Source organism: Alienimonas californiensis, from assembly GCF_007743815.1.
Lineage (GTDB): Bacteria > Planctomycetota > Planctomycetia > Planctomycetales > Planctomycetaceae > Alienimonas > Alienimonas californiensis.
This window is the reverse complement of sequence record NZ_CP036265.1, coordinates 716,538-729,531: the sequence shown is the minus strand read 5'-3', so window position 1 is coordinate 729,531 and position 12,994 is coordinate 716,538. Positions and strand designations below refer to the sequence as shown.

General features: G+C 67.9%; 9 protein-coding genes. 8 read left to right on the top strand and 1 reads right to left on the bottom strand.

The genetic code is table 11. The features are described 5' to 3' along the window. Positions 1–17: 17 nt before the first annotated feature. Positions 18–2,441 (bottom strand): ABC transporter ATP-binding protein, encoded by a 2,424-nt coding sequence (locus CA12_RS02835; protein ID WP_145357383.1) that lies wholly within the window; start codon positions 2,439–2,441, stop codon positions 18–20. Between the two features lie 192 nt (positions 2,442–2,633). On the opposite strand from CA12_RS02835, the gene CA12_RS02830 reads away from it, so the two are divergent. From CA12_RS02830 to CA12_RS02795, 8 genes are all read left to right on the top strand, one after another. Then, entirely contained in the window at positions 2,634–3,161 is a 528-nt protein-coding gene (locus tag CA12_RS02830) for a macro domain-containing protein (RefSeq protein ID WP_145357382.1), read from the top strand. 155 nt (positions 3,162–3,316) lie between these two features. Then, a complete protein-coding gene (locus tag CA12_RS02825) occupies positions 3,317–4,477 on the top strand; it encodes a DUF1559 domain-containing protein (RefSeq protein WP_145357380.1) in 1,161 nt (386 codons plus the stop codon). Positions 4,478–4,820: 343 nt separating this feature from the next. Further along, on the top strand, positions 4,821–5,966 hold the full coding sequence (locus CA12_RS02820) for a DUF1559 domain-containing protein (protein WP_165700519.1): 1,146 nt from the start codon (positions 4,821–4,823) through the stop codon (positions 5,964–5,966). 188 nt (positions 5,967–6,154) lie between these two features. Further along, positions 6,155–7,309 (top strand): DUF1559 family PulG-like putative transporter, encoded by a 1,155-nt coding sequence (locus CA12_RS02815; RefSeq protein WP_165700518.1) that lies wholly within the window; start codon positions 6,155–6,157, stop codon positions 7,307–7,309. Between the two features lie 228 nt (positions 7,310–7,537). Then, entirely contained in the window at positions 7,538–8,659 is a 1,122-nt protein-coding gene (locus CA12_RS02810; RefSeq protein WP_165700517.1) for a DUF1559 domain-containing protein, read from the top strand. Positions 8,660–8,900: 241 nt separating this feature from the next. Continuing rightward, the gene (locus tag CA12_RS02805) at positions 8,901–10,049 is read left to right on the top strand and encodes a DUF1559 domain-containing protein (RefSeq protein WP_145357372.1); all 1,149 of its coding nucleotides are present in this window, start codon (positions 8,901–8,903) and stop codon (positions 10,047–10,049) included. Between the two features lie 252 nt (positions 10,050–10,301). Then, positions 10,302–11,435 (top strand): DUF1559 domain-containing protein, encoded by a 1,134-nt coding sequence (locus tag CA12_RS02800; protein WP_165700516.1) that lies wholly within the window; start codon positions 10,302–10,304, stop codon positions 11,433–11,435. A gap of 247 nt (positions 11,436–11,682) precedes the next feature. Then, positions 11,683–12,804: a DUF1559 domain-containing protein gene (locus tag CA12_RS02795; RefSeq protein WP_145357368.1), complete on the top strand. Its 1,122-nt coding sequence runs from the start codon at positions 11,683–11,685 to the stop codon at positions 12,802–12,804. Positions 12,805–12,994 lie beyond the last annotated feature (190 nt).

Below are 12,994 nucleotides of genomic sequence, written 5' to 3'. Positions count from 1 at the left end.
ATCACCCCTCCCCGACGTCAGCCGTCGGTGCCGGTGGCCCGGAGGGGGAGGATGTGCTGTTGGCTGTCGTCCTCGTCGTCGTCGTCCGCGTGCTCGGCCACTTCGTCCGGGTCGAAGATCTGGCCGACGGAGGCGTAGTGATAGGCGACCGGGTCTGGCTGGAAGCCGGGCGGCTTGCGGGGGGGCGTGCGGTCCGCCGGGTCGTACTGGTCGATCTCGTCCGGGTCGAAGTTGATCGCCCCGGGGTGCAGGCTGGGGGACCGCATCGGTCGGTAATCCGTCCGGGTCCGCGAGGCGGCCTTCTCGGCCCGGGCGGCGGCGGCGGCCTCGTCGGACTGGGCTTCGTATAGGCCGCGGTAGGCGGCGCTGCTTTCCAGCAGTTCGAGATGGGGGCCGACGCCCGCCAGCTGGCCCTGCTCCATCACCGCGACGCGGGTGACCAACTCCAGCAGGCTGCGGCGGACGGTGTGGGTGACGAGGAACACCGTGCGGCCGGCGGCGAACTCCTTGAGCGCCTCGTGGATGAGTTGCTCGGAGAGCGCGTCGACGGCGCTGGTGGCCTCGTCGAGGATCAGGATCTCCGGGTCCCGCAGCACGGCCCGGGCGAAGGCGACCCGCTGGCGCTGACCGCCGGAGAGGTTCGAGCCGCCGCTGCCGACGATCTCGTCCAGCCCGTTCGGCATCGTGTCGGCGAAGTCCGTGACGCGGGCGGTGCGGGCGGCGGCGCGGATTTCGTCCTCGGTGGCGTCCGGCTTGCCGACGCGGATGTTCTCCGCGATCGACTCGTCGAACAGCAGCGTTTCCTGGGTGACCACGCCGATCTTCTCCCGCCAGGCGGCCGGGTCGAAGTCCCGCAGGTCGGTCCCGTTGATCGTCACCGCCCCGTGGGTCGGGTCGAAGTAACGGGGGAGCAGCTTGAGCAGCGTGCTCTTGCCGGAGCCGTTCGAGCCGACCACGGCGACGACCTCGCCGGCCTCCACGGTCAGGTTCACGCCGTCCAGCACGGCGCCGCGGGCGGCGCCGGCGTAGTGGAAGCCGATTTTCTCAAATTTGACCGTGTGCACCCGGTCCGGCACCGGGGCGATCTCCGCCGGGGCGGCGACGGCGGGGTCGCGGTCGAGGATTTCGAACAGGCGGTCGGCGGCGGCGGTGCTCCGCTTCAGCTTGGAGAAGACCGCGGTCAGCTTCCGCAGCGGGTCCAGCGTGCCGGCGAGGAAGCTGTAGAACACGGCCAGTTCGGCGAGGTCCAACTGCCCGTCGGCCAGCCGCAGGCCCCAGATGCTGTCGGTCTCGCGGAGCATCAGGTAGGCCGCCGGCAGCAGGGCGCCGAAGGCGGCGAGCATGCCCAGCGTCTCGGTGGTCGGGCTGGTGAGGGCGTCCACCCGGACGATTTTCATCGCCTTTTGCAGGTAGGTGCGGTTCTCGTTGCGGAACCGCTCCTTCTGGCGATCGGCGGCGTTGAAGGCGGTCACGACCGCGGCGCCGTCGAACGTCTCCTCCATGGTCTTATAAAGCCGGGACATGCTCTCCATGGACCGGCGGCTGGCCTTCTTCAGGCTGCGGCCGATCTTGCCGAACACGTACGCCGCCACCGGCGTCAGCACGAAGGCCAGCAGGGTGAGCTGCCAACTGACCAGCATCGCCCCGAAGATGCACGCCGCCGCCTTCATCGGTTCCCGCACGACCTTCCCGCCCAGCAGTCGCAGGCCGCCGGCGAGTTGTTCCAGGTCGTTGGTGAACCGGCTCATCAGGTCGCCGGTGCCGCTGGCGTGCAGCGTTTGGATGTCCAGCCGCAGGGCGTGCGCGAACAGGGCTTCCCGCAGGTCCGCAATGGTCCGCTCGATCACCGCCCCGACCAGGATGTCCTGCGCCATCACGCACAGGCCCTTCAGGATCGTGGCGAGGAACACGACGGCCAGGATCGTCGCCAGCAGGTCGAACTTGTCCTCCGGCAGGATCGGGGTGACGTACTGCTGCACCCAGTTCAACGCCTCCAGTTTGCGGGCCGTCTTGGAGAGGCGGTCCTGAGCCTTGGCGACCTCGGCGGCGGCCTCGACGGTGTCGGACCGGCTGGCATTGGGGTCGGCGGCGAGGCGGGCGGCCTCGGCCTCGGCGTTTTCCAGCTTGATCGTCCAGTGATCCTGATCGCCCCGGGCGACGGCGATTTCGCCCTCGACGTAGCCGGTCACGCTGCCCTCGCCGGCCAGCACGTTGATCACCGGCAGGATCAGCCCCAGGTTCGCCCCCCAGAACAGCGCCACCAGAAAGGCGAAGCCCACGCTCCAGAACAGCGTCGCCCGGTGAGGCTTGATGAACGGCACGACCCGCAACAGCCCACGGGCGCGCTCCGCCACCGGCGCCCCGACCTCCGCACCGGTCCCGCGACGCGGCATGATCGGGATCGTGGTCACAGGGGGAGCGGCGGAAGGGGCGTCGGGCACGGCGGGGTCGTCATTGGTCCGGCGGGGGGACCGGACGGTTTAGTGCCTGGGCGTAGCCGGGTCGAGGCGGGTTCGGTCGGGGACGGACGCGCATCAGGGTCCCGCGGCGGCATCTTACCTTCAGCCCCGGCCTCTCGCACCCCTTGTCAGTTCGCCCCGACTCGTTCCCAGCCGTTTTTCCCGCCCTGTTTCATGCCCCCCGAGATCGTCGCCGGCGACCTGCTCGATCAGCCGACCGAGGCGATCGTCAACGCCTGGAACCGCCACCTGATTCCCTGGTGGCTCTTGGTCCCCCACGGCGTGAGCGGCGCGATCCGCCAGCGGGCCGGGACCGCCCCCTTCCGCGAACTGGCCAAGCACGGCCTGCTGCCGCTGGGCGGCGCCGTCGTCACCGGGGCGGGGCGGTTGCCCCACCGGGCGATCGTGCACGTTGCCGGCCTCGGCCTGCTGTGGACCACCAGCGAAACCGCGGTGCGGCAAGGCGTACGCAACGCGCTGCGGCTGGCGACGGAGCGCCGCTTCGCCTCGATCGCCTTCCCCCGCCTCGGCGCCGGCGTGGGCGGGGCGAACGCCGATCGCGTCGAGCGGTGGATGACCGAGGAGTTCGCCGCCGCCGACTACCCCGGCCGCGTGGTGCTGGTCCGCTACGCGCCGCCGGCCCGGCCCGCCGTCGCCCCCGCGGCGGCTCCCGCGGCGCGATGCAGGCTGGGCCGGTTCTGATTGCCCGTTCGACGCAAACGCTCATGCTTTGCATTAAGGGGACGTAAATCTACGATGACAAATCGGGATCCTCCCGACGCCCCCGCGCGACAACGCTCCGTTGAAAACGGCGCCGCTTCGTTGCGGTCAAACCCTGCTCTCATTCAGAGGTCTCTTTGACTCACCTTTCCAGCCGCCCCTCTGCGCGGCGCACCGGGTTTACGCTGATTGAACTGCTGGTGGTGATCGCCATCATAGCGATCCTGGTTTCCCTGCTGCTGCCGGCCGTGCAGCAGGCCCGAGAAGCGGCCCGCCGCAGTCAGTGTCAGAACAACCTGAAGCAGCTCGGCCTCGCCGCTCACAACTATCACAGCACCTACAAGGTGTTCCCGCTGGGCTCCGGCGGGGGGAACAACAGCAGCGGCGGCACCACCGCCGCCGGTTACCGGCCTTCGAAAAGCCAATCGAAGACCGGCGGCGGCGGCACCGGCGGCCGACTCAGCGCGTTCGCGGGGCTGACGCCGTTCATGGACGAAACGGCTCTGTGGAATCAAATCAGCAAACCGCTCGGACAGCGGTTCACCAGCACCACCAGCACCACGCTCGAGACGATTGATCCCCCGTGGGCGCCGTGGGGGCATAGCTCGACTGAGTACCCGCCGATGCGTCACCAGATTTCCAGTTTGCTGTGCCCCAGCGACGTGAATACGGTCGGCCTGCACGCGGATACCAACTACGCGCTCAACTGGGGCGACAACGCCACCGGCGCCGGAGACACCAACCGCAGCACGGCGCGCGGGATGTTTTTGCGGGGCGACTGTTTCGGCCTCCGCGACGCCCGGGACGGCACGGTGAACACGCTGCTGTTCGCCGAGATCGGCCGTTCGGACGATCGCAGCTACCAGGGCGGGGCGTTGTCCGGCGTGACCGCCTACACGACTCCCTCGGGTTGCCTCGCAGCGGCGCAGAACCCCAACGACCCGGGGTTCTATCCGGAAGGCGGCAGCTACGTGTCGGGCCGGGGCGGGTCGTGGTTCGTTGCGGACCCGATCGATACCGGCTTCGTCACGATCCTGCCGCCGAACGGGCCCAGCTGCGCCCTGAGCTTGACCAGCGACGACTCCTATCGCCGCATGAATGCGACCGCCGGCAGCTACCACACCGGCGGCTTGCAGGTGGCGATGGTGGACGGCAGCGTGCGGTTCATCTCCGAGACGATTAACTCCACGACCGCCGGCCGGGCCAGCGACGCGAATGTGACCAGCGGCCGCAGCCCCTACGGCACCTGGGGCGCCCTGGGCACCCGCTCCGGCGGGGAAGTGGTCGACGACTTCTGAGCGACTTCGCCCCCCCGGGCTCATCAGCCGCCCCGTCCCGATCGGCCGGTCCGATCGGGGCGGGGTTTCTTCATGCGATCTCAGCGGCTGCGCGAGAGAGGAGCCGCGGTCGTTCTGCGGAGATTCCTGCGGAGACCATGACGCCGGTCGCGGGGGATGGGTACGCTGCGCCCGGCCGCCGTCCCCCGCCGTCGCCGGTCAGTCTGATGCGTAAGTTCTTCGCTGCGGAAAAATCGCGGTCCGATTGTCCGCGGGCGGGGTTTCCTGCCTGACGGGCACGTCGATGCCTCGTCCGACTCCCCGGCGTCACGCCGTCCCCCTTTCCCTCCCTTCAGGCCCTCGTTTGTCTCGCTCCCCAAGCCCCAAGTCTGCCGGTCGCGCCGGCTTCACGCTCATTGAGCTGTTGGTGGTGATCGCGATCATCGCGATCCTGGTTTCCCTGTTGCTGCCCGCGGTGCAGCAGGCGCGTGAGGCGGCCCGTCGGAGCCAGTGCCAGAACAACCTCAAGCAACTCGGCCTCGCGGCCCACAATTACCATAGCACCTATCAGGTGTTCTCGATGGGCTCCGGCGGCACCACCGGGACCCCGGCCCCGCCGACGACCCAGTTGCAGGAAAACAACGGGAACCTGCTGAGCGCGTTCCCGCCGTTGCTACCGTACCTCGATCAGACGGCGATGTGGAATCAGATCAGCAAGCCCCTCGACCGAGACGGCAACGCGAGCACCACCAACGATATTCATCCCCCGTTCGGACCGAACCCGAACCAAACGACCTACAAGGCGTGGACGCAGTCACTCAGTAGTATGCTGTGTCCGAGCAACGGAGCCAACTTGAGTACGTTGGGGGAAACCAACTACGGCATGAACTGGGGCGACAACCCCCGCGGCGTGCGGAGCTCGAACCGGACTCACGCCCGCGGCATGTTCCTGCTGGGCAACAATCTGGGGCTCCGCGACGCCCGGGACGGCACGGTGAACACGCTGCTGTTCGCCGAGATCGCACGGGCCGAGGATCGCACGGTCCAGGCACGCATGGCGACGGCCATCACGGCCGTGGGCTACTCGGATACCGTCGGCTACGCCACCCCTGGCGCCTGCCTCGAGCCCGCGGTCGTCGACCCGAACAATCCTGGGAATTACGCCTCCGCGGTGGTATTGAACGGCAGCTTCCGCGGTCGGGGCTGGGCCGGCGCCTGGGGGCACTACACCGGCGTCACCACGATCATGCCGCCGAACGGACCGAGCTGCGATAACGACGCCGATCACTCGGTGAACGCCATGCCCACCGCCGGCAGCTTCCACACCGGCGGCATCCAGGTCACGTTGGCGGACGGCAGCGTGCGGTTCATTAGCGAGACGATCGACCTCGGCAAATTGGGCGACAGCGATCCCGCGAACGACGCCAGCGTGTTCAGCGGCAAGAGCCCCTACGGCGCCTGGGGCGCCCTGGGCACCCGGGCCGGCGGGGAGGTCGTCGACGAGTATTGAGCCGCGGCGCCCGACCGACCGGCGATGCCGCGTCGTGTTGAAGGGAGTTGATTAAGGCGTACGGCCCGCAGGACACCGCGGCGACAGATCGCGGCGGCGCCGGCGGGCTGCGAGTTGTTCGGTCGGGGGGCGGGCGATAGCGTCGAACTTTGTTGCGTCCTCACCCCCGCCTCCTCTCGGAGTTCAACGTGAGCGCCCCCCGCCGCCGGTTCGCGCGCGCCGGCTTCACGCTGATCGAATTATTGGTGGTGATCGCGATCGTCGCGATCCTGGTGTCCCTGTTATTGCCGGCCGTGCAGCAGGCCCGCGAGGCGGCCCGGCGGGCCTCCTGCAAGAACAATCTGAAGCAGCTCGCGCTGGCGTTTCATAACTATCACGGCACGTATCGCGCGTTTCCGATCGGGGCGGGCGGTACTAAAGACGCCCCGGGCACGGACTCTGACCCGGACAACGAATATCGCCTCGGCCCGTACGTGCCGTTGCTGCCCTATCTGGATCAGGGGGCGATGTGGAACGCCGTGCTGAGGCCGATGGACGGCTTCGACTATTCCGGCTCCACGCGGTTCGCCATCACTTGGCCGGCGTACGGGCCCAAGCCGGACGAGGCCCACTATCCCCCCTGGCAGATCGAGATCCCCACGCTCCGCTGCCCCAGCGACGGAGCCAAGGGGGACGACGCCTTGGAGAACGTGAATTACGCCATCAATTGGGGCGACAACGGCCACGCCGTCCGGCACGAACTCGACAGCAAACGCGGCGTCGTCCGCGGGATGTTCGCCCGCGGCGCCAGTTTCGCCCTGCGGGACGTCCGCGACGGCACCACCTCGACCCTGCTGCTGGCGGAGATCGGCAGCGACGGCGGGGACAACGTGTATCAGGCTTACGTGCTGGACGACGTCGGCCGCACGGATCTGCCGTGGGATACGAACGTCGGCTACACCGATCCCGCCCGCTGCCTGGAGGTCGCCCTCGACCCGGACGACCCGGGCCGCTACCCGTTCCCGGTCGGCTCGACTCAGCTCGACAACCGCGGCGAGCACTGGCCGGACGGCAACGGCAACGGCAACGACACCGGCTTCGTCACCGTCCTCCCGCCCAACGGGCCCAGTTGCACCGAGGATAAGTCCTACGAGGACGCCCTCCTGACCGCCGGCAGCTATCACACCGGCGGCGTGCAGGGCGCCCTGTGCGACGGCAGCGTGCGGTTCTTCGCCGACGCGATCGACACTGGCGAGCTGCGGAACCCCGCCCGAAACGCGGGGGTGAATTCCGGCAAGAGCCCGTATGGCGCCTGGGGCGGGTTGGGCACCCGCGCCGCGGGCGAGGTCCTCGGCGAATTCTGACCGGGGGGAGCGGGCGGCCGATCGGCCAGCGCACGCGGCGGCCCGCCGCTCTTCAAGGGGGCGGAGCGGACTCTTTAGTGTCTTTTGATCGCCTTGATATGGGCGAATTGGATATTGCACCCATCAGCCTCTCGCGATAGGCTGGGAGCTTCGCTTTTATTGACCGCTCGTCAAAGTTTCTCTCCGGCGGGCGCCTCGCTTCCCGTTCTCCCCTGCGGACGCCCTGCGTTGTCAAACCCCTCGGCCCGTCGCGCGCTGCGTCGCGGGTTCACGCTGATCGAATTATTGGTGGTGATCGCGATTATCGCGATCCTGGTGTCCCTGCTGTTGCCGGCGGTGCAGCAGGCCCGCGAAGCGGCGCGGCGGAGTCAGTGTCAGAACAACCTGAAGCAACTCGGGCTGGCGATGCACAATTATCACAGCCGGCACAGGATGTTGCCCGCCGGCAATGTGGACGAGCGCTCCTTCCTCGTCGGCCTGACCCCGTTCCTGGACGAGGGCGCCCTCTGGCAGCGGATCAGCAATCCGCTCGATAAGAACGGCAACGGCACCTTGGAGAGCGGCGATTATCGCGCCTTCGGCGTGCGGGTCTCCGACGGCGGCCGCGAGCATCCGAACAGCACGAACTATCCCCCCTGGCAGGCGCAGATCGGCGTGCTGCTGTGCCCCAGCGACGGGGCCATAAAGGACGGCGGCATGACCAACTACGCCGCCAACTGGGGCGACAACGGCACCGGCGTGCGGGAAGACAGCACCGGCCGTAGCGGAACCACGCGCGGCATGTTCCAAGGCGGGGGGGCGCGGAACCTGGGTTTGAAGGACGCCCGGGACGGGACGGTCAATACGATCCTGCTCGCGGAGATCGGCCGGAACAACGGCGGACGCGAGTTTCAGGGCGGCGTGGCCCGAAGAGTGCCCGGACTGACGTTCACGAGCGACGACGTCGGCTACGCCAATCCGTCCGTCTGCGTCACCGCGGTGAGCGAACCGAACACCCCCGGCCGTTACTCCACCGACACCTCGAAGGTCCCGAGTCTGAACACCGAACGCGGCCGGAACTGGGCGGACGCCGACGGCGAGGATACCGGCTTCACCACCATCCTGCCGCCCAACGGCCCGAGCTGCTCGCATGACGACACCGTCTGGCGGAACGTGATTATTTCCGCCGGCAGCTACCACCCCGGTCTCGTGATGGCCGTGATGGTGGACGGCAGCGTGCAGCCCATCAGTGAGACGATCGACGCCGGCAGCGCCAGCGCCGCTAACCCGATTGCCGGCCCCAGTCCGTATGGGGTGTGGGGCGCGCTGGGCACCCGCAACGCCGGCGACTCCACCGAGGGGGCGTACTGAGTCCGCTCCCTTGAGCGTCCGGGCGGACCGAACGGTCCGCGAATTGATGCGTCGCCTGCGGCCCGCCGGAAAGCCGGCGGGCCGCATTGTTTAGGATTCGGGAAAAGCCGGGCGGGGGGGCAATTGCGTGTTGTTCGTATCGAACCCGACCGATAGGGTGAAAGTCGCGCTCCTCGCCGTTCGAGCGTACGTGCCCGTTCCGGGCGTTCTTCACGCTGTCTCCACTTCGATCCCGACTCGAATGCACCGAAACTGCTCCCGCGCCCGCGCGCCTCGCGCCGGGTTCACGCTAATCGAATTATTGGTGGTGATCGCAATTATTGCGATCCTGGTCTCCCTGCTATTGCCGGCGGTGCAGCAGGCCAGAGAAGCGGCCCGGCGGAGTCAGTGTCAGAACAACCTGAAGCAACTCGGGCTGGCGATGCACAATTATCACAGCCAGCACAAGATGTTCGCCGGGATGGGCATGGGAGACGACAGGGATCTCTCGCCGTTCGTAGGTCTGCTGCCCTTTCTGGACGAGGGGGCGTTGTGGGAGCAGGTGAGCAATCCGCAGCCGGTCACGTTTTATACTCCGGGCGACACCCAACGGACGGACTTCGGGACTAATCAGGCCGGAGTCGTGAGAACGGCGTATCCGCCGTTCCCGAACTCCGGTTGGGGCGAATATCGTGTGTGGGATTCGCAGTTGAACGTGCTGCTGTGCCCCTCCGACGGGGCTCCGAAGCCGTCCCCGAGGTCGTGGGGCGATACGAACTACGCGGCCAACTGGGGTGATAACGCCGCCGGCGTGCGGGACGGCGACATTCGCAAGTGCCGGGGGATGTTCGAAGAAGAAGCCTTGCACGGCCTGAAGGCCGCCCGCGACGGGGCGGTGAACACGCTGCTGTTCGCGGAGATCGGCCGGAACAACGGCGACCGGGCCTTCCAGGGCGGCGGCCTGCGAAACGTGGCGATGGGCGCCTTCGACGACAACGGGGGCGGGACGGCGTTCGGCTTCTCGAACCCGTCGCTGTGCGTGGACGCCGCGACCGACCCGAACAGCCCCGGCCGGTATCCCGCCGGCAACGCCGACTGGGACGGCAACCGCGGCCAGGATTGGCAGCGGAACGAGGCGTTCGACACCGGCTTCACCACGATCCTGCCGCCCAACGGCCCCAGTTGCACGCGGGACGGCAATCTCAACGATAACTCTGTGATTTCGGCCGGCAGCTATCACGGCGGCGGCATCCAGGCGGTGATGGTGGACGGCAGCGTGCAGTTCATCTCCGACACCATCGACGCCGGCGACGACGCTCTCCCCAACCCGGTCGCCGGGCCCAGTCCCTACGGCGTCTGGGGCGCCCTGGGCACCCGCAGCGCCGGCGACTCGACGGAGGGGGCGTTCTGACTCGGGCGCTCTGATGCGTTCCGCCGAACGCTGACGGCCCGCCGGTTCTCCCGGCGGGCCGTTTCGTTGATTGGCGGAGCCCTCCACGCCTTGATATCAGCGTCTGGAGAGGGTTGAACCGTCCCCGCTCAGGCGGTGAACGGCTTGAACCCATTGGGGATCGTTGATAGGGTGCGGCTCGCCGTTCTTCATTCCCGAAGAGCTCTGCGGCCGTCTCTGGCCCTTTTCATGGTTCTAACGGATCTGTCCCTGATGACTCGTTCGAATTTTCGCGCACGACGCGCCGGCTTCACGCTGATCGAATTATTGGTGGTGATCGCGATCATCGCGATCCTGGTCTCCCTGCTGCTGCCGGCGGTGCAGCAGGCGCGTGAGGCGGCCCGTCGGAGCCAGTGCCAGAACAACCTGAAGCAACTCGGGCTGGCGATGCACAATTATCACAGCCAGCACAAGCGGTTCCCGTCCGGCGGGCTGGGCTACAGCAACGCCACCTCGCCGTTCGTGGCCCTGCTGCCTTTCCTGGACGAGGGCACCCTGTGGCGGCAGGTCAGCGGCACGGTTAATCGGACGAAGACGGGCGGCGTGCCGAACTACACCGACGGCGGCCACACCCCCGCGACGACCTACCCCCCGTTCCCCTCGCCCTGGAACGGCGACTACCCGGTTTGGGTCTCGCAGCCCAACGTGCTGCTGTGCCCGACCGATGGCGCCCCGAGGCCCAGCGCCAACGATTGGGGCGAAACGAATTACGCGATCAACTGGGGCGACAACACCGGCGGCACGCGGACCGGCGATATCAACCGTTGCCGCGGCATGTTCATGCAGGGGAAGGACAAGGGTCTGGGCATCAAAGACGCCCGGGACGGGACGGTGAATACTTTGCTGTTCGCGGAGATCGGCCGGAACAACGGCGACCGGGCCTATCAGGGCGGCTATCTGAAAGACGTGACTGGCGTTTCGCCCGACGGCAGCAACAATTACGCCAATCCGGCCGCCTGCATCGCCGCTGCCACAAGCCCCAACAGCCCCGGGCGCTACCCCGTCGACGCTGCCCTGACCGGCAGCAGCGGCTACGGCACCGGCCGCGGCGATCGCTGGATTCACTACGACACCTACTTCACGGGGTTCAACGCGATCCTGCCGCCCAACGGCCCGAACTGCACGCATGATGACGGTCCCTGGGATCAGGTGATCATGTCCGCCGGCAGTTACCACGGCGGCGGCGTGCAGGCGGTGATGGCCGACGGCAGCGTCCAGTTCATCTCCGATACGATCGACGCCGGCAACAGCAGCGCTCCGAACGTCCTGTCCGGCGAAAGCCCGTACGGCGTGTGGGGCGCATTGGCGACCCGCAGCGCCGGCGACTCCACCGAGGGCGCGTATTAATCAAACGCGCCGCTCAATCGACGCGAGCGGTCCCCGCCGGCCCCCGGCCGACGGTCCTCACGCTCCAAACGGCACGGTCCGCCGGCCCGCCTGGCGGACCGTGCTCCTTTCAGATCAGGAATTGCTTTCATCAACGAAGGCGAATACGCTGCGCGGCCTCCCACCGTTTCGGAGACGGGCGGCGTTCTTCGTCGCCGCTCCGAGGCGCCCCGGCTTCCCAGGCCTCACTCCCTCTGTCGGACCTTTCATGTCGACGCTTTCTGTCCGCAATCGCTCACGACGCGCGGGCTTCACGCTCATTGAGCTGTTGGTGGTGATCGCCATTATAGCGATCCTGGTCTCGCTGCTGCTGCCGGCCGTGCAGCAGGCGCGTGAGGCGGCCCGTCGGAGCCAGTGCCAGAACAACCTGAAGCAACTCGGGCTGGCGATGCACAATTATCACAGCCAGTACAAGATGTTCCCGTCCGGCGGAACGATGCTCGTGGAGGACGGCTCCGCGTTCCTCTCCCTGCTGCCGTTCCTGGACGAGGGGGCGCTGTGGCAGAAGCTCAGCAACCCGATCGATACGAACGGGGACGGGAACATCGTTTGGCCCGGGCCGGATTTCGTGCCCTTTCATAAGGCCAACGACGGCAACCACCCGGTCTGGATGGCGCAACTCCCTGTCCTGCTGTGCCCGACGGACGGGGCCCCGACGCCGAACGGCGCCACCGACCGGGGCAAAACGAACTACGCCCACAACTGGGGCGACAACGGCTCCAGCCCCAGAGACACGAACATCAATAACTGTCGGGGCATGTTCGTCCGCGGGGAGAACCTCGGCATCAAGGACGCCCGGGACGGGACGGTGAATACTTTGCTGTTCGCGGAGATCGGCCGGAACAACGGCGACCGGGCCTTCCAGGGCGGCTACCTGATGGGCGTCACCATGGGGACGTTCAGCGACAATAACGGCGGCTACCCCGAGCCGGGTCTGTGCCTCCAGGCCGCCGCCGACCCCAACACGCCCGGGCGTTACAGCACGAACCTCCCCAGCAGCGTGAGTCACAACACGAACCGCGGCGACCGCTGGAACGAGAACATGCTCCCGTACAGCGCCTTCACGACGATCCTGCCGCCGAACGGCCCCAGTTGCGACGATACCGACGCGTACTCGAACGGCGTGTACTCAGCCGGCAGCTACCACGGCGGCGGCATCCAGGGCGTGATGGTGGACGGCAGCGTGCAGTTCATCAGCGAAACCATCGACGTCTCCCGGCCGGCGGGCGTGGCGGCGACCGCGCTGCCCAACGCCGGGCCCAGTCCCTACGGCGTGTGGGGCGCCCTGGGCACTCGCAGCGCTGGCGACTCCACCGAGGGCGGGTTCTAAGCTCGCCCGCCGCGGACCTGCCACGACGTCCGACGGCCCGCCGGCCTCTGCCGGCGGGCCGGTTTTGGTTGCGGCGCCGGGTCGTGAGGGGCTTATGAGAGGGGGCGCCTATTCGGCCGCGACGACGCCGTCGTTTGTGTGCGGCGACTCCGCCCGATAGGTTCTCAAGTCGTGCTCGCTGTCGAACTGC